We start from the raw sequence: 24,335 nt of genomic DNA, 5'->3' as shown, positions 1-24,335 counted from the left end.
AGAGGGCGACGGAACCGGTCAGCGCCCGGCGTCCGCGAGCAGGGCGCCCACGGTGCGGGCCATCACCGCGCGGGCCTGGTCCACACCGAGGCCCAGCCCGTCGCGCAGCATCGACCAGGCCGACCACGTGCTCGCCGCGACCAGGGCGTGCACCAGTTGCTCCCGCCCCGCGCCGGCCCGCTCCAGCTCGGCGGCGAACAACACCTCGACCTCCTCGCGCACCCGCTCGATGTGCTTGAGCCGGTTGCGGTGCAACTGCGCGGACAGCGGCTCGCGCATCTGGGCGGCCCGCGCCGACGGGGCGATCAGCTGGAGCAGCTTGGCCCGCTGCCGGCAGAACGCGTCGACCCGCTTGGCCAGCGGAAGCTCCGGTGGGATCGGCCGCCACGCGGCGTCCTGCTGGCGCAGCACCTCCACACCGCTGGCCTCGAAGAGCGTCTCCATGTCCTTGAAGTTGGTCCAGAGGGTGCGCAGCGAGATGCCCGCGCGCTCGGCGATGCGCTCACCGGTCGGCCGCAGGTCCCCCTCCGAGATGAGGGCGAGGTGCGCTTCGACGATCGCCGCCCGGGTGCGCTCGGCGCGGGCCGTACGCCCGTCGACCCGACCCGGGGCCTCGGCCCTGCCCATCCCCGCCCGCCTCCTTCGCGTTGTCCGCACGCCGAGTCTAGGGCCTTGGTCGTCGTGCCCGGTCGAGCCGCGACGGCGCCGGCGGCGGCCCTCGGGTCGCCGCCGTCACCCGGCCGGTGGCCGGTGGCGGCGCAGCTCGCGGCGGGCGAGCGCCTGCCGGTGCACCTCGTCCGGACCGTCGGCCAGCCGCAGGGCCCGGGCCCGGTACCAGAGCCCGGCCAGGGGCGTGTCCTGGCTCACGCCGGCCGCGCCGTGGGCCTGGATGGCCCGGTCGAGGATCCACTCGACGGCCGCCGGCACCACGATCTTGATGGCCTGGATCTCGGCGTGCGCGGCCTGGTTGCCGACGGTGTCCATCAGCCAGGCGGTCTTGAGCACGAGCAGCCGGGCCTGCTCGACGCGGACCCGGGCCTCGGCGATCCAGTCCCGGACGACGCCCTGCTCCGCGAGGGGTGCGCCGAACGCGTGCCGGTCGGTCACCCGGCGGCACATCAGCTCGATGGCCCGCTCGGCCATACCCAGCAGGCGCATGCAGTGGTGCACCCGCCCCGGACCGAGCCGCGCCTGGGAGATGGCGAATCCGGAGCCCTCCGCACCGATGAGGTGGTCCGCCGGCACCCGGACGTCGACGAAGTCGACCTCGGCGTGGCCGCCGTGGTCGCTGTCGTCGTACCCGAAGGCGAGCATGCCCCGGCGGACCGTGACGCCCGGGGTGTCCCGAGGCACCAGGATCTGGCTGTGCTGGCGGTGCCGCGGGGCGGACGGGTCCGACCGGCCCATCACGACGAACACCGCGCAGCGCGGGTCCATCGCCCCGGTGACGAACCACTTGCGGCCGTTGACCACGTACCCGTCGCCGGCGCGCTCGATCCGGGTGGCGATGTTCGTCGCGTCGGAGGAGGCGACCGCCGGCTCGGTCATCGCGAACGCCGACCGGATCCGCCCGTCCAGCAGCGGGACCAGCCAGCGCCGCCGCTGGTCCGGCGAGCCGAACAGCGCCAGCAACTCCATGTTGCCGGTGTCCGGCGCGGCGCAGTTGAGGGCCGCCGGGGCGAGCGCCGGGGACCGGCCGGTGATCTCGGCGAGGGGCGCGTACTGGAGGTTGGTCAGGCCGGCGCCGTGCTCGCCGGGCAGGAAGAGGTTCCACAGGCCCCGCCGGCGGGCCTCGGCCTGCAGCTCGAGGACCACCGGCGCGACCCCCCAGGGGTCCTCCCGCTCGGGCAGTTGCCGCGCGAGCACGGGCTCGGCCGGGTGGACGCACTCGTCCATGAAGCGCAGCAGGCTCTCGCGCAGCCGCTCGGTGGTCTGGTCGTAGCGGAAGTCCATCGACGCCTCCGGGTCCGCGCGGTCAGCCGGATTTTGCATTGGCGGTGCAGACTTTATGGCGACGCCTCGACGCGCGTCAACGGCGGTGACGATGACCACGAGGCGGACTGATTGACATCGTCGTCGATTGCTTGCACTGTCAGTGCAACTATCATCGCGTACTCCAGGAAGGACCTCCGCCATGCCGGAAGCCGTCATCGTGGCCGCCGCCCGGTCACCGATCGGGCGCGCGAACAGGGGCTCCCTGCGCGACCTGCGCGCCGACGACCTGGCCGCCACCGTCGTGCGTGCCGCCCTCGACCAGGTGCCGCAGCTGGCACCCACCGAGATCGACGACCTGATGCTCGGCTGCGGGCAGCCGGCCGGCGAGCAGGGCCACAACCTCGCCCGGGTGGTGGCCACCCTGCTCGGCTTCGACCACCTGCCCGGCACGACCGTCAACCGGTACTGCTCGTCGTCGCTGCAGACGACCCGGATGGCGCTGCACGCGATCCGGGCCGGCGAGGGCCACGCCTTCGTCTCGGCCGGCGTGGAGTGCGTCTCCCGGTACGGGGCCGGCCGCGCCGACGGTCGTCCCGGCACCACCAACCCGGCGTTCGCCGACGCCCTCGTCCGCACGGCGACCCGCGCCGAGAGCGACGCGCCGCCGTGGCACGACCCGCGCCACGACGGCGAGCTGCCGGACGTGTACGTCGCGATGGGGCAGACGGCGGAGAACGTGGCACAACTGCGCGGGATCTCCCGGCAGCGGCAGGACGAGTTCGCCGTACGGTCGCAGATCCTCGCCGAGGCGGCCATCGAGGCCGGGTTCTGGGCCCGGGAGATCACCCCGGTCACCACGCCGGGCGGCCGGGTGGTCACCGCCGACGACGGCCCCCGGCCGGGGACCACCCTGGAGGCGGTGGCCGCGCTCAAGCCGGTGTTCCGGCCCGACGGCACCGTCACGGCCGGCAACAGCTGCCCGCTCAACGACGGGGCGGCCGCGCTCGTGGTCATGTCCGACGTACGCGCCCGGGAGCTGGGGATCACGCCGCTGGCCCGGATCGTCGCCACCGGCCTTTCCGCCCTGTCCCCGGAGATCATGGGCCTGGGGCCGGTCGAGGCGTCCCGGCGGGCACTGCGCCGGGCCGGGATGTCCATCCGCGACGTCGACCTGGTGGAGATCAACGAGGCCTTCGCGGCACAGGTCGTGCCGAGCGCCGAGGAGCTGGGCGTCGACTGGGACCGACTGAACGTCAACGGCGGCGCGATCGCCGTGGGGCACCCCTTCGGCATGACCGGCGCCCGGATCACCACCACCCTGATCAACTCGCTGCGCTGGCACGACCGGCAGGTCGGCCTGGAGACGATGTGCGTGGGCGGCGGTCAGGGGATGGCGATGATCATCGAACGGCTCAGCTGACGGCCGATCGATGGTCGATCGCCTGCACAAGCGATGGGGTGTCGTGGCCGCGCCGGGCGGGTGCGCGAACCCCGCCCGGCGACCCACACGTCAGGTGGTCGGCACCCCGTTGGCCGGCGGTGCCACCGGCGGCGCGGTGTACTCGTTGACCGCACCGTCGCCCTCGTCGGTCTCGTACGCCGCCCCGAAGTAGGCCTGCACTCCCCCGCTGACCCGGGTCAGGCGACCGCCGCCGTAGCCGGAGTGGTCGGTGGCGGAGAACCGCAGCGGCGCCAGTCCGGGACCCTGGAAACCGCCCTTCGCGACCGCCTCGACGAGCTTCTCGCGGGTGAGGTCCTTGCCGGCGGCGAGCAGCACCTGGACGAAGAGGTAGCCCACCGCCATGCCGTAGACGGTGTTGCCGTCGAACGGCGCGTTCCCGTTGTGCTCCTGGTTGACCTTCGTGAACAGCTGGATCCACGGGTTGGCGGTGTCGGTCTGCATCGGCAGGTAGTTGATGCCGACCATGCCCTCCAGCAGGCCGGCCGCGTCGCCGAGCTGCTTGGCCAGGGTCGGGTGGTCGGAGCCCACGTTGGACACCACCCACTGCGGCCGGAAGCCCAGTCGGGCGGCCGTGCCGATGGACAGGGCGGTGAAGCCCGGCACGGTGGCGAGGACGACGACCTCGCAGCCGGCCGCCTTGAACTTCCCGATCTGGGGAGCCACGTTTGTGTTGCTGGTGACGTAGGTCTCCCGCGCGACCACGGCCTCCGCACCGAGCACCTTCTCGACCCCGGCGAGGCTGTCGCGGCCGAAGTCGTCGTTCTGCCCGAGGAAGCAGACCTTCTTGCCTGGCAGCGTGGTCTTCACGTGGTTCGCCAGGATCTTGCCCTCGACGGTGTAGTCGGTGTTGAAGCCGAACGTGTTCGGGTAGCGGTCGGGCTGGTCCCAGCTGCGGCTGCCGGACGCGACGAACAGGTCGGGCACCCGGTTGCTGTGCAGGAAGTCGAGGACGCCGCTGTGGGTCGGGGTGCCGAGCCCGTTGAGGATGGCGAAGACCTTGTCCTGCAGGACCAGCTGGCGGACGACCTGCTGGGTGTTCGCCGGGTTGTACCCGTCGTCCATGACCTTGTAGGTGATCTTCCGGCCGTGCACGCCGCCGTTGGCGTTCACGTAGTCGAAGTACGCCTTGGTGGCCGGTGCGATCTTCGAGTAGCCCGCCGAGGCGGGACCGGTCAGTGGCATGTGGGTGCCGACGACGATCTCGGTGTCGGTGACGCCGGGGACCGGTCCGCGGCCGGAGCCACCGTCGTCGGAGCTGCACGCCGTGGCGGTGATGAGCAGGGTGATGGAGGTGGCGATCGCGAGACCGCGTCGTGCGCTGCGTCGCATGGTGCACCGACCTTTCTCGGTCCGGTTCTGTTGGTGGGTGGGTGGGTCGCGTCCCGGCCGGCGGCCGGGACGGTGTCAGGAACGGCGGCCCGGCAGGCGGGCACGCAGGGTCGCGACGGCACGCGACAGCAGGCCCTGCACGCCGCCGGGCGCGGCGATCATGACGACGATCAGGGTGATCCCGAAGATCGCCAGCGGGAGGTTGCCCTCCAGCCGCTGCGCCGCCGCCGGGGACAGGGTCAGCAGATCGGTCAGGGTGTGCGTCAGGTCGGGCAGGGCGACCAGCAGGGCGGCGCCCCACAGCGCGCCGGCGAGCCGGCCGAGCCCACCGATGACGACCGCCATGAGCAGGAACAGCGACAGCGTCAGGGAGAACGCGCCCGGCGAGACGCTCTGGGCCAGCACCGCGAGCAGCGCGCCGCCGAGGCCGGCACCGGCCGCGCTGACCACGAAGGCGAGAACCTGCGTGCGGGCGACGTGGATCCCGGCGAGCCGGGCGGCGACCTCGTCGTCGCGGACCGCGCGGAACGTGCGGCCGTACCGGCTGCGCACGAGGTTGCCCAGCAGCACCAGGCAGAGCAGCGTCGCCGACCCGGCGACCCAGAGCTGCCACCGCTCGTACGGGAAGTACACCCCGAGCGCCTCCGGTGGCGGCGCGACCGGGACGGCCAGCCCCTGCTCGCCGTTGAAGACCCCGGCGAAGGTGACGGTCAGCGCCGGCGCCACCACCGCGACAGCGAGGGTGACGCCCGCCAGGTAAGGGCCGCGCAGCCGGGCGGCGGCCGCGCCGACGACGGCGCCGACCGCGACCGTGACCAGCACGGCCGCGAGCAGCGAGACGACCAGGGTCCCGCCGGCGGTGACCCCCCGCTCGGCGAAGGCGTCCTGGCTCAGCGCGACGGTGTACGCGCCGACCGCCATCAGCGCCCCGTGCCCGAGCGAGAGCTGCCCGTTGAGTCCGGTGAGGACGGTCAGCCCGGCGGTCGCGCACAGGTAGGCGGCGACGGTGGCGAGCTGGAAGTTCCGGAACGGCTCCAGGCCGTAGCTGACCGCGACAAGCGCCAGCGCGGCGGCGACCGCGATGCCGAGGTGGCGTACCAGGGTCGGGACCTGCCACCGGCCGGCCGGCCCCTCGGGTGCGGTGCGGCTCGCGGCTGGGGCCGCCACCCGGGTGGCGCTCACACCCGCCTCGCCGTGACCGGGGCGAACAGGCCGCCCGGGCGGACCAGCAGCACGGCCAGCAGCAGCACCAGCACCGCGAGGGGCACGAGGTCGCTGCCGGCGAAACCGCTGACGTGCGACAGCAGCAGCCCGACCCCGAGGCCGCCGACGATGGCGCCGGGTGGGCTGTCCAGCCCGCCCACGACCGCGGCGGTGAACGCGGAGACGAAGACCAGGTCCATGGCGTGCGGGTGCAGGCCCAGCTCGGTGGGGATGACCAGCATGGCGGCGAGGGCGCCTACCCCGGAGGCGAGCGCCCAACCGAGGGTCAGCATCCCGCCGACGTTCACCCCGAGCAGGCGGGACACGTCCGGCGCGAACGCCGCGGCGCGCATCCGCAGGCCGACGGCCGTGCGGGTGAAGATCCAGGCCAGGGCGGCCCCGACCACGCCGACGGCGGCGAAGACGAACACGTCGTACGGGGACAGCGCGGCGACACCGCCGATCGTGAACGCGGTGCGGCTGAACGGCGTCTGCGCCGGCCGGAACTCGTTGCCGTACACCATCCCGAGGACGGCCTGGATCAGCAGGACCAGCCCGAGCGCGACGATCACCGGGTTCAACGGCGAGCGGTGGTCCACGAAACGCATCACGGCGACGTCCACGACGGCGCCGAGCAGCAGCCCGGTGGCGAGCGCGGCGGCGAAGCCCAGCCAGTAGGAGCCGGTCGCGGCCGAGACGCTGTAGGCGGCGTACGCCGCGGCCACCGCCATCGCCCCCTGGGCGAAGTTGACGATCCGCGCCGCGCGCCAGATGAGCACCAGGGCGAGCGCGAACGCGGCGTAGACCGCTCCCCTCGACAGGCCGTCGAGGGTGAGGAAGACGAAGCGGTCCAACGATCCTCCTTACCGGGGGTCAGAATCCGAGGTACGCGTGACGCAGGTCGGCGTCGTCGCGCAGCCGGGCGGCGGGGGCGGTGGTGACCACCCGGCCGAGGGACATCACGACGCCCTGGTCGGCGACGGTGAGCGCGCTGCGGACGTTCTGCTCGACCAGCAGCACGGCGAGGCCGGTGCGGTCGCGCAGCTGCCGCAGCAGCGCCATCGTCTGGGCCACCACCCGGGGTGCCAGGCCGAGCGACGGCTCGTCGAGCAGCAGCAGGCGGGGCCGGGCGACCAGGGCGCGGCCGAGGGCGAGCATCTGCCGCTCGCCGCCGGAGAGCTGGTGGCCGAGGTGCCGGCGCCGGCGGGCCAGCGGCTCGAACAGCTCGTACACCTCCTCGCGGGCGCGGTCGGCGTCGGCGCGGTCGCGGCGCCACAGCCCGCCGAGGCGCAGGTTCTCCTCGACGGTCAGCTCGCCGATCACACCGCGCCCCTCGGGAACGTGGGCCATGCCGCGGCGGACGAGTTGCTCGACCGGTGTGCCGCGCAGCTCCTCGCCGTCGAGGAGGATCCGACCGGCGGTGGGGCGCAGCAGGCCGGAAAGGGCGCGCAGCAGGGTCGTCTTGCCAGCGCCGTTGGCGCCGACGACGGCCACGATCGCGCCGGCGGGCACGCGCAGGTCGACGGCGTGCAGCACCGGCGCCGCCCCGTAGCCGGCCACCAGTCCCTCGACGGCGAGCAGGTCGCCCGCCGCGCCGTCCCCGCTCATGCCGCCGCCTCGTCGACGGCGGCGCCCAGGTAGGCGTCGGCGACGGCCGGGTCGTCCCGCACCGCCTCGGGGGTGCCGGTGGCGACGACCCGGCCGAAGTCGAGGACGACGATGTCGTCGCAGACCGACATCACCAGGTCCATGTGGTGCTCGACCAGCAGCACCGCGCACGGGTCGGTGTCGCGCCGGGGCAGCTGCCGGATCAGCTCGGCCAGCTCGGTGATGTCCTCGGCGCCGAGGCCGCCGGCCGGCTCGTCGAGCAGCAGCAGGCGGGGCCGGGCGGCGAGGGCGCGGGCCAGGGCGACCCGCTGGCGTACGGCGAAGGGCAGCGTCGCCGGCACGGCGTACGCGTGCGCGGCGATGCCGAGCGTGTCGAGGACGTCGAGGGCGTGCCGGCGCAGTCGGCGTTCGTCCCGGTCGCTGCGTGGCAGGCCGAGCAGGGCCGAGGCGAAGCCGGCCCGGGCGGTGTGCGTGGCGCCGGCCATCACGTTCTCCAGCACGGTGAGCCCGGCGAAGAGCCCGGTGCCCTGCAGGGTGCGGGCGATGCCGAGCCGGGTGAGCCGGTGCGGACGCGGCCGCAGCGGCGCGCCGTCGAGGGTGAGGGTGCCGGTGTCCGGGGGGACGAAACCGCAGATGACGTTGAACAGGGTGGTCTTGCCGGCACCGTTCGGACCGATGACGCCCACCACCCGCCCGGGGGGCACCCGGAGCGAGACGTCGTCGAGGGCGGTGAGGCCCCCGAAGCGGACCCCGATGTGGTGCAGTGCGAGCCCTTGCGCCATCACTCGTCCCTCACGTCGGGGCCAGAAATTACACTGGCAGTGTACGTTTCTTGGCTGGCTCGTCAATACCGTCGATACGCTGTCGTGACACGTCCGCAACGGATTCGCCGACCCGGAGCCGACCGCGTCGTCCTTCGGCTTTTCTGCACTGACGAGGAAGCGTTTCAGGCGACCGGCACGCCGTGCCCCGGGGCCGGCAGGTCGACCAGGCGCGCCACGGCCGCCCGGTGCCGGTCGGCGGTGCCGAACGCGATCGCACTGCTCTTGGCCCGCTTGAGGTACAAGTGCAGGGGATGCTCCCAGGTGAAGCCGATGCCGCCGTGCAGCTGCACACCGACCTCGGCGGCGTGCACCGCGACCGGCCCGCAGTAGGCCTGGGCCAGCGATGCCGCGAGCGGAGCCTCCGCGTGCCCGGTCGCGAGCCGGTCGGCGGCGTGCCGGGCCACCGCCCGGGCCTCGGTGACCTCCACCCACAGGTCGGCCAGCCGGTGCTTGACCGCCTGGAACGAGCCGACCGGCCGGCCGAACTGGTGCCGCTCCCGGACGTGCCCGACCGTGCGGTCCAGGCAGTACTGCGCGACGCCGACCTGCTCGGACGCGAGCAGGGCGGCACCGGCGGTCAACGCGTCGTCGAGCGCGGCCCACGCCGCCGCCCCGGAGGCGAGGAGCCGCCCGGGCGCCCCGGTGAGAACCAGGTCGGCCAGTGTGCGGGTGGCGTCCAGCGACACCACGGGCACCATCCGCACGCCCGGTCCGGCGGCGTCGACGGCGTACAGGCCGTCACCGGCGGGGACCAGCAGCACGTCGCAGGGCAGGGCGTCGGCCACCCCCGGCACCGTGCCAGAGAGCGTCCCGTCGGGAGCAACCGCGAGGGGGTGCGGGCGGGTGCCGGGTGCGGTGGCGAAGCAGACGGCGAGCGCAACCGCGCAGTCGCCGGTGGCGACGCGGCCGAGCAGCTCGCTCCCGCCGCAGGAGAGCAACGCCCGGGTGGCCACGGTGGTGCCGAGGTACGGCACCGGGGCGACCGCACGGCCCAGCTCCTCCAGCACCACCGCCACCTCGCGGAAGCCGGCGCCGGCACCGCCGTACGCCTCCGGCACCGCCAGCCCAGTGAGCCCGAGCTGGCCGGCCAGCCGGGCCCACAGTGCCCCGTCGTACGGGTCGTCGCCGTCGAGCCGGGCCAGCACGCGCTGCCCGGGTGCGTGTGCCGCGAGCAGGGCGCGGACGCTGTCGCGCAGCGCCTCCTCGTCGGCGCTGTAGAGCAGGTCGGTCACCGGTCCACCCGGGGTTCGCGGGGCAGGCCGAGCACCCGCTCGGCGACGATCGTGCGCAGGATCTCCGACGTGCCGCCTTCGATGGAGTTGCCGCGGGCGCGCAGGTAGCGGTAGGTGGCGGTGCGGCCGAGCAGGTCCGGCTCGGCGGGGCGGCGCAGCGTCCAGTCGTCGTACCGCAGGCCCTGCGCGCCGAGGAACTCCACCTCCAGGCCGCTGATCCACTGGGCCAGCTCGGCGAAGGAGAGCTTCACCGCCGACCCCTCCGGCCCCGGCTCACCGGCGGCCACCTGCTGGCGCAGCCGCAGGGCGGTCAGCCGGGCCGCCTCGGCGCGTACCCACGCCCGCAGCACCTCCTCGTGCAGCCCCGGCGTACGCAGCTCGGGCCGCTCGCGCCAGCCCCGGGCCAGCAGGCCGATCATCCCGCCCTCCCGGGGCAGCGGCAGGCCGCCGATGGCGACCCGTTCGTTCATCAGCGTGGTCCGCGCGACCTGCCAGCCCTCCCCGACGGCGCCGATCCGGTGCGCGTCCGGCACCCGCACCCCGGTGAGGAAGACCTCGTTGAACTCGGCCTCGCCGGTGAGCTGACGCAACGGGCGCACCTCGACGCCGGGTGCGGTCATGTCGCAGACGAAGTACGTGATCCCCCGGTGCTTCGGCATTCCGGGGTCGGTGCGCGCCAGCAGGATCGCCCAGCGCGCCCGGTGGGCCAGCGAGGTCCACACCTTCTGCCCGTCGACCACCCAGTCGTCGCCGTCGCGCACGGCGCGGGTGGTGAGGCCGGCGAGGTCGGAGCCGGCACCGGGCTCGCTGAACAGCTGGCACCAGATCTCCTCGCCGGTCCACAGGGGTCGCAGCCAGCGCCGCTGCTGCCCGGCGGTGCCGTGGCGCAGCAGGGTCGGCGCGGCCATGCCGAGGCCGATGCTGTTACGGCGGGGGCGGTTGTCCGGCGCGCCGGCCAGGTCGAACGCCTCGTCCACCACCGGTTGCAGGTGCCGCGGGGCGCCGCGTCCGCCGAGCCCGGGAGGGAAGTGCACCCAGGCCAGTCCGGCGTCGAAGCGGGCCCGCAGGAACGCGGTCCGCTCGCCGGCCGGGTCGTTCGCCCGCAGGAACGCGTCGACCAGGGCTCGCAGCCGCTCCGGGGTGTGCTCGGGCACCGCCACCTCCCATCAGGATTATTTGCACTGGCACTGCAATATAGTGCTGCGCCGCGCGGGACGGAAGAGCCCGGCGGCGGGTGCCGGGGCGGCCGCACGGGCACGGCCGCCCCGGGTCGCGATCAGGAGTGCGGGCAGGTGTTGCGGTACTCCTCGATCGCGAGCCCGCTCGGGCCCGGGCAGAGGAACGGCTCGTACCGGGTGTCGTTGTCGACGAACCGCTTCAGCCAGGCGACCATCTGCTTGGCGAGCGGGGTGTTGGTGGTCTGCGGGAAGAAGTGACTCGCCCCGTTCAACTCCAGGTACGCCTTCTCGGACGAGGCCGGGATGCTGGAGTAGAACGGCTCCGCGTGCGACGAGACCGGGGCCACACTGTCCGACTCGCCGCCGACGATCAGGGTCGGGACGCGCACGTCGCCCCAGGTCTTGTCCAGGTTCCACGGCGCGATCGGCACGGCGGCCTGCAGCGACGGCCGGGAGACGGCCGCCTCCAGGCTGCCGCCGCCGCCCATCGAGTGGCCGGCCACGGAGAGCCGGGTCGCGTCGATGCGGCCGCGCACCGAGCTGCGCTCGGTCAGCCAGTCCAGCGCGGCGAGCAGTTGCCGCCCCCGGCTGGCCGGCTGGTCGAAACGGCTGTTGGTCTCGATCCCGATGACCACGAAGCCGTGCGAGGCGATCCGCGGGCCGAGCCAGTCCAGGGTGGACCAGGAGGCGGTGTAGCCGGGCGAGATGGCGACGGCGCCGAAGGTGCCCTCGCTGGTGCTGGTCGGGTAGTAGACGACCCCGCCGCCGAAGCCGGTGACGCTCCAGGAGGAGACGCTGAACGACGAGGTGGCGAACGGGCCGCGGCTGGCCTCCAGGATCGCGTTGGTCGGGGCGGGGCCGCGCTCGTACGGGTTGTCCGCCTGAGCGGCGGCCGGTACGGCCAGCGCGGCGCCGCCGGCCAGGAACGCCGTCACGGCGAGCCGGGCCAGGGTGGAGATGACGGAACGGGGACGGGTGGTGGTGGATGATCGCACGTCGGGTACTCCCTGCTGGGTCGGAGTGGGATCGACGTGCGTCAGTCTTCGATGGTTAGCGGGGGCGCCGCATCGGCGAAATCACCTGTCGATTCCGGCGCCGGTCGGGACGAGACCACGGGCGAACCGGAACGACACGGCCTCCATCAGCGGCTTGCGCTTGGTGTTCTGGAAGGCGGCGATCCGCCACCGGCCGTCGTCCTCGCGCACCAGCACGTACGTCTGCACCTTGGTCAGCCGCCTCGGACGGTCGCCCTTGTAGATCTCGCCGCGGCCGGTGACCACCGCGGCGTCCGGCCCCAGGAACCGGACGTCGAGCACCTCGTCGGCGAGCCGGGTGCCCTTGACGAACTTCGTGAAGAGCTCCTGGTGACTCGCCACGATGTCCCGCCGGCCCCGGTAGTGGGTGCCCACCCAGGTGACATAGGTGGCGTCGGCGGTGAACAGCCGCCCGTACGCCTCGGCGTCCTGCCGGCCCCAGGCGGCAACGAGCGCGTCGATCACGGCGAGGACGGCGGTACGGTCGTCGGGCATGATTCCTCCCAGGATAATCTGCATCTAAGCAGAATCTGCATGTGTGCAGATAATAGGAAGAGGTCCATCGGTATGGCAAGGCGGTCATGGGACGAGCGGCACGCCATCTTCCGCCGCTACCTCGACGCGGTCGGCCTGCACGGCATGGCGGGGGCGGAGGCGGCCGGCCTGCACCCGTCGGAGTGGCACGCGCTCAGCCTCATCACGCTTGAGGGTTCACTGACCTCCGGCGACCTCGCGACGCGGATCGGGCTGACCACCGGTGCCACCACGAGGCTTATCGACCGGCTGGAACGCGCCGGTTACGCCCGCCGCGCCGCCGACCCGGCCGACCGGCGCAAGGTCGTGGTCGAACCGGTCCCGGAGGCGCTCGGCCGCATCGACGAGGTGGTGACCCCGGCGCGCGACCGCCTCGCCGACGTGCTCGCCGCGTACACACCGGAGCAGCTCGACGTCCTCTTCGACTACTTCGAGCGGGCCGCACCCGCCTTCCGGGAGGCGACCCGGCAGATCCGCGACGGACGGCGGCGCTGACGCCGGCCCGGATCAGCGGAGCAGCCGGAGCCCGCTGACCGTCCGCTCGTGCGCCGGGAAGTCCTCGGCGGTGTGCGGCGCGTAGATCCAAGTCCGCAGGGAGTCGCTGGCGACGTCCACCTCCACCAGCCGGACCGGGTTGGTGCGGCGGGAGTGGAAGGTCTGCAGGAACGAGTGGATCCGGTTGCCGTGCGCACCGGTGTCCACCCGGTACGCGGCGGTGCCGGTGTGGCCGGAGAAGACCAGGCGGATGTTCGGGTAGCGCGAGATCAGGTTGTCGAACAGGTACCGCGGACTCGTCGACCCGTACCCGGCGCTCGCCCCGATCGTCCCGTCCGCCTCCAGGTAGTGGTGCGTCACCACCACGACGTTGTGCCGGGGATGGGCGGCCACCACGTCCCGCGCCCAGCCGACCGCCGCCGCCCGGGGCCACGGCTCCAGGGTCAGCAGCAGCCACCGCACGCCACCGGCCTGGTAGGTCGCGTACGCGTTGTCGACCTTGCCGGCCTCGAACCGGCCCCGGACCGTCCCGGCGGTGAAGTACCGGTTGAAGACGGTGGTGTCGCGCAGCAACGGCCCGGCGGGCCGGCGCACCGTCCCGTCCGGCGCGTAGACCTGGGTGTCGTGGTTGCCGACGGTGAGCGAGTACGGCACCCCGGCGGCCTCCAACGGTCGCAGCGCGTCCCGGGCCCGGACGTACTGCACGTGGTCCGGGGTGTCCCACTTGACCACGTCACCGGCGTGCGTGACGAAGCGCAGGTCCAGCGCCGACCGGTTGGCGACCAGCCAGTCGGTGCGCTGCCAGAACCGGCCGTCGCCCGCGTTGACGACCTCCTCCTGGGTGTCCGGCAGCACCGCGAAGCTGAACCGTGGATCGGTCGGGGCCGGCGCGGCCTCCATCCGGGCGTACGCCACGTGGACGTTGCGGTCGCACTCGGCGGTGTACCGGTCGTTGACGAGTTCGACGGTGACGGTCCGGGTCCCGTCGCCGAGCGCCGGACCCACCGCGTAGGCGCCGTAGTCGGTGGCGCTGCCGATCGTGGCCTCACCGGCGACCGTTCCGTCCACCCGGACCCGGACGACCGGCCAGCCGTCGCAGTGGTCACCGATCGCGCCGATCACCACCCGGCCGGCACCCTGCACGGTGGTGCTGGCCGAGCTCTCGTCGCGCCACAGCGTGGCGTGTGTCCCGGACGGCGGCACCGGCGTGCCGGTGGCCGGCTGGATCGTGCCGTTGACCACGGTGAACGGGGACGACCCCACCGCGTTGGCGACGCCGGCGAGACCTCCGGCCGACACCACGACCAGCACCGCCACGATCGTCCGCGTGATCCGCATCGGTGACCTCCCGTCAGCACCGGCGGACGCCGGCTCCGGGGATGCTACGGGAGAAAGCGCACGTCACCACGCATCAACCCGGCTGACTACGTGGACACGGCGTGTACACGAAGAGTAGTCGGATCGGCTGTGCGTCGCCTCACCGCAAGCCGGCCGCCGCCGCGTCGAGCCGGGCGAGGAACGCCCGCACCGCAGGCGGCCGGGTCCGGCCGGCGAGGGTCGCGGCGAAGACCCGCCGGACGGCGGCGTCCTCGCGGTGCACGCGCAGCAGGGCGAGGTCGGGCGGCGTCGCCCGGACCGCAAGGGCCGGCACCAGCGCGACGCCCAGCCCGGCCGCCACGCAGCCGAGCTTGCCGGTCCACTCCGCGGCGACGATGTCGACCCGGGGCCGGAACCCGGCCGGCAGGGCGGCCCGCAGGAGCGTCTCCTCGGCGGTGGCCGACCCGGCGATGAACGCGTCGTCGGCCAGCTCGCGCAGGCGGACGGTACGGCGGCGGGCGAGCCGGTGCGTCCGGGGCACCGCCACCAGCAGCACCTCGTCGAGCAGGTGGTGCAGATCGAACCGGTCGCCGTCGAGCGGCCGGTCGGGCGCCGCGCTGACCACCACGACGTCGGCGTCGCCGGCGGACAGCCGCTCCAGCAGGCCGGGGGTGAGCCCCTCCACGAGGGACAACGCCACGCCGGGGTGGGTGGCGCGGAACGCGGCCAGCGCCCGCGGGACGAGCGCGGCGACGGCGGTCGGGAACGCGCCGACGCGCAGCCGGCCGGCGGTCAGGTCACCGAGCGCGGCCAGGTCCCGGCGGGCGGCGTCCAGCCGGTCGAGCACCGCCTCGGCGTGGCCGAGCAGGCACCGACCCTGCTCGGTCAGGGCGACGCCGCGCGGCAGCCGGTCGAACAGCCGCGCGCCGGTCTCGGCCTCCAGGGCGGCGATCTGCCGCGAGACGGCGGACTGGGTGTAGCGCAGGGCCCGCGCGGCGGCGGTGATCGAGCCGTACGCGGCGACGGTCCGGAACACCTCCAGGGCGGCGGGTTGCATTCTGCCATCCTGCCATGTGCTGGCCGCATGACGGCCATGCGCAACATTCGTTGGTCGCATGGCTGATCGGTGTCTAGCGTTCCTGGCCATGGACGCCGTCGCACTTCTCGGCACCGGCACGATGGGCACCGCGATCGGTCGCCGGCTGCTCGCCACCGGGCAGCGCCTCACCGTCTGGAACCGCACCCGCGCCCGGGCCGACCCGCTCGTCGCGGCCGGTGCGCGGGCCACCGGCGCCGCGGCCGAGGCCGTCCGGGACGCCGACGTGGTGATCACGATGCTCACCGACGCGACGGCGGTCCGCGAGGTGCTCGGGGCGGCGGCCGGCGCCCTCCGCCCCGGCGCCCACGTGGTCGAGATGTCCACCATCGGGCCCCGGGCCACGCGGGACCTGGCCCGGTTGTTGCCGGCGACGGTGCCCCTGGTGGACGCGCCGGTGGCCGGCAGCGCCGGCGCGGCCGAGGCGGGCCGGCTCGTGGTGCTGGCCGGCGGCGCGCCGGCGGCGCTCGACCGGGTCGCTCCGGTGCTGGACCGGCTCGGCACCGTGCGCCGCTGTGGCGGCCCCGGCAGCGGCGCCGCGCTGAAGCTGGTCCTCAACACCGCGCTGGTCACCGGTGTCACCGCCGTCGCCGACGCGCTGGCCGTCGCGGCGGCGGCCGGCGTGGACCGGCGCACCGCGATCGAGGCGCTCGCCACCGGGCCGCTCAGCGGCGCGGTCGCCCGGGCGACCACCACCGGCGCCGCCTTCGCCGTGGCCCTGGCGGCGAAGGACGCCCGGCTGGCCCTGGCCGCGCTGGGCGACGACGCACCGGCGCCCGTCCTGCGGGCCGCCGCCTCGGTGCTGGCCGCCGCGCCGCACCCGCACGACGACATCGCCACCCTCATCGACGCACCGGAGGACCCACCGTGACCGTGACCCTGGACAACCCGGCGACCGTTCCCGCCCCGTTCGGCGACCGCTTCGCCCACGTCGCCCGGCTCGACCCGCCGGCCGGTGCCCTGCTCCTGCTCTCCGGCCAGGTCGGCGTGAACGACGACGGCGTCGTGGTGGCCCCCGGCGACGTGCGGGCGCAGTCCGAGCGGATCTTCGAGCTGATCGGCGGCCTGCTGGCCGCCCACGGCGCCGGCTTCGCCGACGTGCTGCACATCCGGACGTTCATGACCGACCTGGGTGACCTGGCCGGCTACGCGGCGGTCCGCAACCGGCACTTCCCGGGCCCCAAGCCCGCCAGCACGACGGTCGAGGTCAACCGGCTCTTCCTCGACGGCGCGGTGATCGAGGTGGAGGTGACCGCCGCCGTGCCGGCCGCCTGACGGTCGTCAGGCGGTGGCGGCCCGCCGGGCACGGTGGCGCAGCACGGCCTTCACCAGCTCACCCGCGATGAGGATGGTGGAGGCCACCGCCGCGCAGACGAGCCACTGCCCGGCGGTGATGTCGGTCGTGGTGAACACGCCGTGCAGGACGTCCAACTGCACCACCAGCGCCAGCAGGACGACCACGGCACCGGTGGCCACGAACGCCCACCGGTTCTCCAGCGTCTCCCGACTGACCACGCTGCGCACGTCGTGCCGGACGTTGAGCAGGTTGAACGCCTGGAACAGCACGAACGTCACGAAGGCCATCGTGCCGGCGGTGGTGGCCTCCCCGATCCGCGGCGCCGGTCCGGGCGCCCACACCAGGACGGCCAGGGTTCCGGTGGCCATCACCGCGCTGGCCAGCAGGATGCGGATCAGCCGGGGCCGGTTCAGGATCCGCTCCGCCGCCCCGCGTGGCGGTTGGCGCATCGCGTCCGGGCTGACCGGGTCGACGCCCAGCGACATGGCGGGCGGGCCGTCCATCACCAGGTTGACGAAGAGGATCTGCAACGCGGTGAACGGCGCGCCGCCGGCGATGCCGGTCACCGCCGCGACGAGGAAGGTCAGGACGAAGCCCAGCGCGGTCGAGACCTGGAAGCGGGTGAAGTTGACGATGTTGGCGTAGACGCCGCGGCCCTCGCGGACGGCGGAGACGATTGTGGCGAAGTTGTCGTCGGTGAGCACCATCGTCGCGGCCTCCTTGCTCACCTCCGTCCCGGCGATGCCCATCGCGACGCCGATGTCGGCGTTGCGCAGGGCGGGCGCGTCGTTGACGCCGTCGCCGGTCATGGCGACCACGTCGCCGCGCCCCTGCAGGGCGCGCACGATCCGGATCTTGTGGGCGGGTGACACGCGGGCGACCACGCCGACGTCGTCGAGCCGCCGGGCCAGTTCGGTGTCGTCGGCGACGGTGTCGAGGTCGGTGCCGGTGACAGCGCGGCCGGGGATGCCGAGTTCGCGGGCGATGGCGGCGGCGGTGACGGCGTGGTCGCCGGTGAGCATCCGGACCCGGATGCCCGCCGCCCGGCACTGCGCGACCGCCTCCCGCGCTTCCGCCCGGGGCGGGTCGACGATGCCGACCAGCGCGACGAGAACGAGCCGGTCGAGCAGGTCCTTCGGGTCGTCGCCCGGGTCGAACGCGGCGGCCGGGAAGTCCTCGTAGGCCACCGCCATGACCCGCATCCCCTGCTCGGCGAGGAACGCGTTGCCCTCGTCATAGCGGGTCCGGGCGGAGTCGTCGAACGGCAGCACCCCGGTGGCGCCGAGGTACCGGTCGGCCCGGGCGGACAGCACGTCCGGGGCGCCCTTGACGAAGCAGCGCACCACCTCGGTGCCGTCGTCGCCGGTCCACCGGTGGAACGTCGCCATGAACTTGTGGTCGGAGTCGAACGGTATCTCCAGCGTCCGCGGATGCTGCCGGCGCACGGCGGCCACGTCGAGGTCGCCCTTCTCGGCCAGCACCACGAGCGCGCCCTCGGTGGGGTCGCCGACCAGGTCGCTGTCGTGCACCACGGCGTCGCTGCACAGGGCCATCGCGGTCAGCGCCAGGTCGATCGTCCCGGGCAGCGGCTCGGCGTCGGTGGTGCGGATGCGACCGTCGGCGCGGTAGCCCTGACCGGAGACGGTGAACCGCCGGCCCGCCAGCAGGAGCTCGCGCGCGGTCATCTCGTTGAGCGTCAGCGTCCCGGTCTTGTCGGTGCAGATCTGCGACGTGCCGCCCAACGTCTCCACCGAGGACAGCCGCTTGACGATCGCGCCCCGGCGGGCGAGCCGGCCGGTGCCCATCGCCAGGGTGAACGCGACCACCGCCGGCAGACCCTCCGGCACCGCCGCGACGGCGAGCGAGACCGCGCTGATGAACAGGTCACCGAAGTCCTGCCCGCGGACCAGGCCCAGCACGAACACCAGGACGATCACCAGGCCGGCGATGACCGCCAGGGTCCGGCTGAGGCCGTTGATCTGGCGCTGCAACGGCGTCGGGCCGGGCCGGGCGTCGTGCAGCAGGTCGGCGATCCGGCCCGTCTCGGTCGCCATGCCGGTCGCGATGACAAGCGCCTCCCCCCGGCCACGGGTCACCACGGTGTTCATGAACACCGTGGTCCTGCGGTCGCCCAACGCGGCGTGCTCGTCGACGGCGGCGTGGGCCGCCTTGCTCACCGGCTGGGCCTCCCCGGTGAGCGTGGACTCCTGCGCCTGCAGCGCGGTGGACGACAGCAGCCGGGCGTCGGCGGGGACCCGGTCACCGGCCTCCACCACCACGACGTCGCCGGGCACCAGGTCCCGGGCGTCCAGCCGGATGATCTCCCCGTCCCGCCGTACGGTCGCGGTGGTGACGCTCATCCGCCGCAACGACTCCAGCGCCGCCTCGGCGCGCGACTCCTGCACGAAGCCGATCGTGGCGTTGAGCAGCACCACGAAGGCGATCGCGACCGGTGTCTCCCACTCCCGGCTGATCACCAGGGACACCACTGCGGCGACCAGCAGGATGAGGATCATCAGGTCCTCGAACTGCCGCAGGAAGGCCCGCCACCGCGGTTCCCGCTTCGCCTCGGCCAGCCGGTTCGGCCCGTGCCGCTCCAGTCGCCGGGCCGCCTCCGCCGACGACAGGCCGGTGCGCGGGTCCACGCCGAACTCTGCGGCGACCTCGGCAGCCGGCCGGGCGTGCCAGGGTGGCGCGGCGGGCACGCTGGACTGCGACATCCGCCCATCATCCCCGACAAGGCGGCGCGAGGAGGCGGCTCAGGGCGCGAGGCTGCCGCCCCAGTTGTCGACGGTGAGCCGGCCGGTGGTGTCCTCGAAGAACCGGTGTTCGAGCGTGCCGTCGGCGATCCGGTAGAAGACGTGGTGCTGGTTCGCGGTGGACAGGCCCACCGGGTCGTCGGCGACCACGCCGACCGCACCCCAGTTGTCGGTGCCCGGCTCGATGCCCGGCCACCAGTACCAGTGCCGCAGGTCGCCGCCCGCGGCACGGCCGAAGACGTGCTGCTGGTCCCGGTGCACGAACGCGTGCGGACTGCCCACGAAACCGCCGCCGGGCCAGACGCCCCCGTTCAGCGTGCCGCTCGGATCGTCGAAGAACCGGTGCTGCAGGTCGCCGGCGCTGTTCCGGAAGAACACGTGATGCTGGTTCCCGGCGTAGGAGAACCCGCTCGGGTCCGACGCCACACCGGCGGTCACCGCCCAGTCATCGGTCGCCGGGTCGATCCCCGGCCACCAGAACCAGTGGATCAGTCCGCCGCCGGCCGTCCGGCCGAAGATGTGCTGCTGGTCCCGGTGCACGAACGCGTGCGGGTTTCCGACGAACGCGCCGCCCGGCCAGACCCCACCGGCGATCTGCCGGGTGTTCAGGTCGTAGAAGCGGTGTTCCAGGTGCCCGTCCGGGTTGCGGTAGAAGACGTGCTGCTGGCTGCCGTAGGCGAAGCCGGTCGGGTTGGACAGCACCCGGCCGGCGGTGTTCCAGTTGTCCACACCCGGTGTGGCCATGCCCGGCCCGTACCACAAGTGCCGCAGCGTGTTGTCCGTCCCCCGGGCGAACACGTGCTGCTGGTTCGCGTGGGCGTAGCCCACCGCCCGCCCCGTCAGCGGCCCGCCGCCCCAGTCGGCGCGTACGACGCCGCGGCCCGGCGCCCAGGACAGGTTCACCAACTGTCCACCGGTACCGACCGCCACGACGCGCTGGCTGTCCCCGAACTGGAACGCCCGGCCGGCGACTCCCCCACCGCCGGACAGCCGGGCGGCCACGTCGGCACGCATCAGGTCCAGGTCGATGAAGGACGGGTCGATCTTGCCGGAAGTGCTGGTCTCCCGGTGCCCGCGGGCGTGGCCGGCGTCCCGGCCGAGCTGCCGCAGGACGGCCGCGGTGGCGGCCAGCGAGGCGTCGTACTGCGCGGCGGTCATGCGCTGGTTGACCCCGTCGTAGTCGATCTCCCACCCGACGAGCATGGTGTTGCCGTCGCCGGCCGGGATCGGCCCGCTGCCGCGGCTGGCGCCGGCGTGGTTGGCGCGGCCGGCGGAGATGAGGTGGAAGACGCCGTGGTAGTCCACCAGCGCCTGGCAGAGCGGGCCCGGCAGGTCGGGACGGCCGTAGATGCAGGTGTTCAACGCCGGATGCGGGTTGCTGGCGCTGGACCGGGCGGCGGTGTGGTGCCACAGGACACCGATCGGGTTGAAGGAGCCGGACACCATCCGGTTGCGCCAGTCACCGTGCTCGACGACGCCTACCCCGGCGGCCCGCAGGACGTCCGCGAGCCAGGGAATCGTGGCCATGGGTGTTCCTCCCTCACGACGGCATCCCGGCGAGTCTGGGAAAGTTCGATGACGGTTGTCAATGCGTTGTCGAGATTTTTTGCATCAGGCTCCGAGGAACATGAAGACATCCTTCAGAGCGGCCCGGCGCACGCACACTGGGTCCATGAGCATGAACCGGAGGTCATTCCTGGCGACGGTCGCCGCGGCCGGCGTGGCGACCGCCGCCGCACCGCACCTGGCCACGCGACCGGCCCGGGCCGCCACCTGGCGCAAGCGCCTCACCGGCGCCGACCTGGACACCAACCACCGGTGGCGGGTCGCCGGCACCGATCTCGGCATCCCGTACGTGCTGGAGAACGGGTCCATCGGCTACCTGTTCGGCGACACCTTCAACACGCCGTGGCCGGAGGGCCCGCCGCTGCCCAACGACTGGCGCTCGCCGGTGCTGCTGCGGTCCAACATCCATCCCGGCGCGGCCGGCGGGATCGTGTTCGACAGCGCCGCCCGGGTGGCCGGCAACGGGCGCGCCCCCGAGCTGATGCACAACGGCCACAACGGGATCGGGATCGACGGCCTCTGGGAGGTGACCGTCATCCCCAACGACGGGATCAGCTTCCCGGAAACCGGCCGCCAGCTCATCTCCTACATGAGCATCGAGAACTGGAACTCGGCCGGGCCGGCGGGCCCGCACTGGAAGAGCCGCTACGCCGGGCTCGCGTACAGCGACAACGGCAACGACTTCATCCGGACGCCGCTGAAGTGGTGGAACAACGGCGCCAACACGGATCCGTTCCAGATGTGGACCATGCAACGCGACGGCGACTGGGTGTACGTCTTCTCCGTACGCTCCGGACGGCAGGACGGCCCGATGATGCTGCGCCGGGTCCGCTGGGACCGGCTGTTCTACCCGGAGTCCTACGTGGGCTGGGGCTGGAACGGCAGCAACTGGGGGTGGGGTCGCCCGTGCACGCCGATCCTGACCGGTCGCTTCGGCGAACCGTCGGTACGCCGGCTGAGCGACGGCACCTGGGTGATGTCCTACCTGAACTGCGCGACCGGGTGCATCGTCACCCGCACCGCGGGCGGCCCCGACCAGGTGTGGACCGCCGAGAAGGTGCAGGTCTTCCCGTGGCAGGAGCCGGGGCTCTACGGGGGCTTCATCCATCCGTGGTCGACCCGCCGGGCGAACGACCTCCACCTGTTGGTCTCGAAGTGGACCAGGACAGCGGACGGCCGCAGCACCGCGTACCACGTCAGCCAGTTCGCCGGGACCGCCTGAACGCGTCCGGCCGGCGCGACCGGCCGAGCAGGGCCCAGCCCATCAGCGCGATCACCAGGCCGAGACCCGTCCGACGCGCTTCCGGAAACGGCGTCGAACCGGCTCGCGGCCGGCTAACGTCTGGAGGTCGGGCGCCCGCTGGCCGGCGTCCCGTCGCCCGCCTGCCGGCCGCCCGCCGCCACGGTCGACGACGCGTTGCCGAGGAAGACCGATGCCTGTCGTAGCTGCCGATCGACGCCGGCGCCCGACGCCGTGAGCCGCCCGGACGACGAGAAGCGGTCGACCGACGCCGTCCTGCACGGGCTGGCGCAGCGGCTCGACAAGCCCATGGGGGCGCTCGGCCTCATCTTCCTGCTCCTGGTGCTCGGGCAGGCGTTGACCCGCGATCCCGCGGTGTCCGGGGCGTTGAACGTCGCCACCTGGATGCTCTGGGCCGTCTTCGTCGCCGAGTTCGCCCTGCGCGCCTGGCTGGCCCGGCACGACGCCGGCCGGTTCTGGCGCCGCAACTGGTGGCAACTGGTCTTCCTCGCCGTGCCCTTTCTCCGCTTCGTCCGCGCGGCGGCCCTGCTCCGCGCGGTCCGGGCCGGCGGCGTGGTGTCCGCCGCCGTGCGCGGCACCCGCTCGGCCGGCCGGCTGCTCACCGACCGGCTGGCCTGGCTGGCGATCATCACCACGATCGTGGTCCTCGCCGTCGGTCAACTGCTCGTGCTCAGCGGCTCCTACCGCAGTTACGGGCAGTCCCTGCACGACGTGGCGCTCACGACCATCACCGGCCAGCGGCTGCGTGCGACCGACCCGTTCGCCCAGATCGTCGAACTGATCCTCGCCCTCTACTCGGTGGCGGTCTTCGGCACCCTCGCCGGCGCCCTCGGGGCGTACTTCCTCAGCAGCCAGAACCGGGACGGCGGCGATCAGGAGCGCCAGGCCGCCTGATCGGCCGCACCCGCGCGCACCCCTTCTGACCTGCAGGTTTGTCGGATCTCATCAGTTGGAGACGGTGCCGGCCGGGTGATATGACTGGACTGTCGGCCACCAACGACGCTAGTCGTCACTCCCTCGGCCGCGCGGATCCGTCCCCTATCGACGGCGCGCGGAAGCGGCTCGGCGTGAGACCTTGAGGAGCTACGGTGCCGAAGAGGTTGATCTGGCGTAACCGGCGGCCCTTCCAGAACGCGGTCGTCGCGACCGCACCGGTGTGCGGAGCCCTGATGATCGCCATGGAGGTCCGGCCGCCGGTGGTGGAGGTCGCCATGCCGGATCCGGTCCGGATCGGCTGGGAGGCGGGGCTGATCGTCGCCGGCCTGGTCGGCATCGCCGGGCTGCTCTGGCCGGGCCGCTGCTCCACCCGGCTCGGCATGGAGCTCGCGTCCATGCTGATGCTCGGGACGGTCACCGGCATGTACGCGGTCGCCCTGGCGGTGATCTCCGGGCGGACGGCCGTCGCGGCGACGTCGTTCATCGCCGCCGTGGCGATCGGGTCGTGGTGGCGGGCCGGCGAACTGCTGGGCGAGCTGCGGGGGATGGTCGAATCACAACGGTCACCCACGGACGTCGTCGGCGGATTCCCATGACAGCCCCACCCCCTTCCAACGCCGCGCCCCAGTGGCTCCAGATCCTGCTGTCGGTGCTCGGTCTCCTGGGCGGCGCCGGCGGTCTCGCCGCCATCGCCGCCGTCGTGGTGCAGCGTGGCAAGTTCCGCGCCGAGGCCGCCGACCTGCTCACCGACACCGCCCTGACGCTTGTGCAGCCGATGCGTACCCGGATGGCCGAGCTGGAGGCCGAGGCGCAGACCGCGCGGGAGCAACTGCGCGCCTCGGACGAACGGACCCGGCGGCTGCAGGCGACGATCGTCGAGCTCCGCGCGATGCTGGACCGCTGGTACGCGTTGATCTTCGCGCCGGACGCGACCCTCCGCTCGATCCGCTACGCCGTCCGCGAGGACCGTCGCCGCCGCGACCACCCCTGACCTGCCCCGGGCCGTCACCGGCGCCGATCCGGGCACCACCGGCCGGCCACAGGTCCGGGCATCGTCGCCGAGGGTGACGTCGCGGCTGCGCGGCGGCGACCGTAGGCTGTGCACATGCGAGCGCGGCCCTCCCCAGACCGACGGCACGGCCCGGGGGCCGGGGATCCGGGTCCGTGGGGGCGGTGAGCCCGGGGACGACGCCGGATCGGGACCGGGCCGGCGCGGCGTCCACACTGGCTCGACGGTGCGCCCGGATCGTCGCGTCACGCCCGTTCGAA

Annotated in this window: 23 protein-coding genes; 8 read left to right on the top strand and 15 right to left on the bottom strand. The window is 73.6% G+C overall.

Going from position 1 to position 24,335, the window contains the following annotated elements; genetic code table 11:
* Positions 1–18: 18 nt before the first annotated feature.
* Together ABTW87_RS07090 and ABTW87_RS07085 are read right to left on the bottom strand one after the other, a co-directional pair.
* Positions 19–627, bottom strand: a complete 609-nt coding sequence (locus tag ABTW87_RS07090) for a TetR/AcrR family transcriptional regulator (protein ID WP_350649351.1) — start codon at positions 625–627, stop codon at positions 19–21.
* 105 nt (positions 628–732) lie between these two features.
* Entirely contained in the window at positions 733–1,953 is a 1,221-nt protein-coding gene (locus ABTW87_RS07085) for an acyl-CoA dehydrogenase family protein (RefSeq protein ID WP_350649349.1), read from the bottom strand.
* A gap of 181 nt (positions 1,954–2,134) precedes the next feature.
* On the opposite strand from ABTW87_RS07085, the gene ABTW87_RS07080 reads away from it, so the two are divergent.
* Complete coding sequence (locus ABTW87_RS07080; RefSeq protein WP_350649347.1) at positions 2,135–3,355, top strand: acetyl-CoA C-acetyltransferase; 1,221 nt, start codon at positions 2,135–2,137, stop codon at positions 3,353–3,355.
* 90 nt (positions 3,356–3,445) lie between these two features.
* On the opposite strand, the gene ABTW87_RS07075 is transcribed toward ABTW87_RS07080, so the two are convergent.
* From ABTW87_RS07075 to ABTW87_RS07035, 9 genes are all read right to left on the bottom strand, one after another.
* On the bottom strand, positions 3,446–4,726 hold the full coding sequence (locus ABTW87_RS07075) for an ABC transporter substrate-binding protein (RefSeq protein ID WP_350649345.1): 1,281 nt from the start codon (positions 4,724–4,726) through the stop codon (positions 3,446–3,448).
* 75 nt (positions 4,727–4,801) lie between these two features.
* The gene (locus tag ABTW87_RS07070; RefSeq protein ID WP_502891537.1) at positions 4,802–5,908 is read right to left on the bottom strand and encodes a branched-chain amino acid ABC transporter permease; all 1,107 of its coding nucleotides are present in this window, start codon (positions 5,906–5,908) and stop codon (positions 4,802–4,804) included.
* Entirely contained in the window at positions 5,905–6,783 is an 879-nt protein-coding gene (locus tag ABTW87_RS07065; protein WP_350649344.1) for a branched-chain amino acid ABC transporter permease, read from the bottom strand. Before ABTW87_RS07065 ends, ABTW87_RS07070 begins: the two co-directional genes overlap by 4 nt.
* Positions 6,784–6,802: 19 nt before the next feature.
* Entirely contained in the window at positions 6,803–7,537 is a 735-nt protein-coding gene (locus ABTW87_RS07060; RefSeq protein WP_350649343.1) for an ABC transporter ATP-binding protein, read from the bottom strand.
* A complete protein-coding gene (locus ABTW87_RS07055) occupies positions 7,534–8,319 on the bottom strand; it encodes an ABC transporter ATP-binding protein (RefSeq protein WP_350649341.1) in 786 nt (261 codons plus the stop codon). The genes ABTW87_RS07060 and ABTW87_RS07055 overlap by 4 nt, the downstream gene beginning before the upstream one ends.
* A gap of 164 nt (positions 8,320–8,483) precedes the next feature.
* Positions 8,484–9,593: an acyl-CoA dehydrogenase family protein gene (locus ABTW87_RS07050; protein WP_350649339.1), complete on the bottom strand. Its 1,110-nt coding sequence runs from the start codon at positions 9,591–9,593 to the stop codon at positions 8,484–8,486.
* Positions 9,590–10,747: an acyl-CoA dehydrogenase family protein gene (locus ABTW87_RS07045; protein ID WP_350649338.1), complete on the bottom strand. Its 1,158-nt coding sequence runs from the start codon at positions 10,745–10,747 to the stop codon at positions 9,590–9,592. The genes ABTW87_RS07050 and ABTW87_RS07045 overlap by 4 nt, the downstream gene beginning before the upstream one ends.
* Before the next feature lie 122 nt (positions 10,748–10,869).
* Entirely contained in the window at positions 10,870–11,766 is an 897-nt protein-coding gene (locus ABTW87_RS07040) for an alpha/beta hydrolase family protein (protein WP_350649336.1), read from the bottom strand.
* A gap of 81 nt (positions 11,767–11,847) precedes the next feature.
* Positions 11,848–12,300 (bottom strand): SgcJ/EcaC family oxidoreductase, encoded by a 453-nt coding sequence (locus ABTW87_RS07035; RefSeq protein ID WP_350649334.1) that lies wholly within the window; start codon positions 12,298–12,300, stop codon positions 11,848–11,850.
* Positions 12,301–12,372: 72 nt separating this feature from the next.
* Here ABTW87_RS07035 and ABTW87_RS07030 point away from each other — a divergent pair, with 72 nt between their 5' ends.
* Complete coding sequence (locus ABTW87_RS07030) at positions 12,373–12,834, top strand: MarR family winged helix-turn-helix transcriptional regulator (protein WP_350649332.1); 462 nt, start codon at positions 12,373–12,375, stop codon at positions 12,832–12,834.
* 12 nt (positions 12,835–12,846) lie between these two features.
* Here ABTW87_RS07030 and ABTW87_RS07025 read toward each other — a convergent pair whose 3' ends face one another.
* Entirely contained in the window at positions 12,847–14,172 is a 1,326-nt protein-coding gene (locus ABTW87_RS07025) for a carbohydrate-binding domain-containing protein (RefSeq protein WP_350649330.1), read from the bottom strand.
* A gap of 139 nt (positions 14,173–14,311) precedes the next feature.
* On the bottom strand, positions 14,312–15,208 hold the full coding sequence (locus ABTW87_RS07020) for a LysR family transcriptional regulator (protein WP_350649328.1): 897 nt from the start codon (positions 15,206–15,208) through the stop codon (positions 14,312–14,314).
* A gap of 58 nt (positions 15,209–15,266) precedes the next feature.
* Between ABTW87_RS07020 and ABTW87_RS07015 the strand changes: the two genes are divergently transcribed.
* Positions 15,267–16,118 (top strand): NAD(P)-dependent oxidoreductase, encoded by an 852-nt coding sequence (locus ABTW87_RS07015; protein WP_350649326.1) that lies wholly within the window; start codon positions 15,267–15,269, stop codon positions 16,116–16,118.
* Positions 16,115–16,522, top strand: a complete 408-nt coding sequence (locus tag ABTW87_RS07010) for a RidA family protein (protein WP_350649325.1) — start codon at positions 16,115–16,117, stop codon at positions 16,520–16,522. Before ABTW87_RS07015 ends, ABTW87_RS07010 begins: the two co-directional genes overlap by 4 nt.
* A gap of 6 nt (positions 16,523–16,528) precedes the next feature.
* Here ABTW87_RS07010 and ABTW87_RS07005 read toward each other — a convergent pair whose 3' ends face one another.
* Both ABTW87_RS07005 and ABTW87_RS07000 read right to left on the bottom strand, forming a co-directional pair.
* Positions 16,529–19,264 carry a cation-translocating P-type ATPase gene (locus tag ABTW87_RS07005; RefSeq protein WP_350649323.1) on the bottom strand — a complete coding sequence of 912 codons (2,736 nt, stop codon included), beginning with the start codon at positions 19,262–19,264 and terminating at the stop codon, positions 16,529–16,531.
* A gap of 39 nt (positions 19,265–19,303) precedes the next feature.
* Positions 19,304–20,830 (bottom strand): N-acetylmuramoyl-L-alanine amidase, encoded by a 1,527-nt coding sequence (locus ABTW87_RS07000; protein WP_350649321.1) that lies wholly within the window; start codon positions 20,828–20,830, stop codon positions 19,304–19,306.
* Between the two features lie 145 nt (positions 20,831–20,975).
* On the opposite strand from ABTW87_RS07000, the gene ABTW87_RS06995 reads away from it, so the two are divergent.
* The 4 genes from ABTW87_RS06995 (at position 20,976) to ABTW87_RS06980 (ending at position 24,057) form a co-directional block, all read left to right on the top strand.
* Positions 20,976–22,091, top strand: coding sequence for a glycoside hydrolase family 183 protein (locus ABTW87_RS06995; RefSeq protein ID WP_350649319.1), 1,116 nt, complete (start codon positions 20,976–20,978; stop codon positions 22,089–22,091).
* 252 nt (positions 22,092–22,343) lie between these two features.
* Entirely contained in the window at positions 22,344–23,024 is a 681-nt protein-coding gene (locus tag ABTW87_RS06990; RefSeq protein ID WP_350649317.1) for a hypothetical protein, read from the top strand.
* Between the two features lie 194 nt (positions 23,025–23,218).
* Positions 23,219–23,662: a hypothetical protein gene (locus ABTW87_RS06985; RefSeq protein ID WP_350649315.1), complete on the top strand. Its 444-nt coding sequence runs from the start codon at positions 23,219–23,221 to the stop codon at positions 23,660–23,662.
* On the top strand, positions 23,659–24,057 hold the full coding sequence (locus tag ABTW87_RS06980; protein ID WP_350649313.1) for a hypothetical protein: 399 nt from the start codon (positions 23,659–23,661) through the stop codon (positions 24,055–24,057). Before ABTW87_RS06985 ends, ABTW87_RS06980 begins: the two co-directional genes overlap by 4 nt.
* Positions 24,058–24,335 lie beyond the last annotated feature (278 nt).

This window comes from Micromonospora sp. NPDC126480 (assembly GCF_040302465.1).
Lineage (GTDB): Bacteria > Actinomycetota > Actinomycetes > Mycobacteriales > Micromonosporaceae > Micromonospora.
This window is presented reverse-complemented; position numbering and strand designations above follow the sequence as displayed.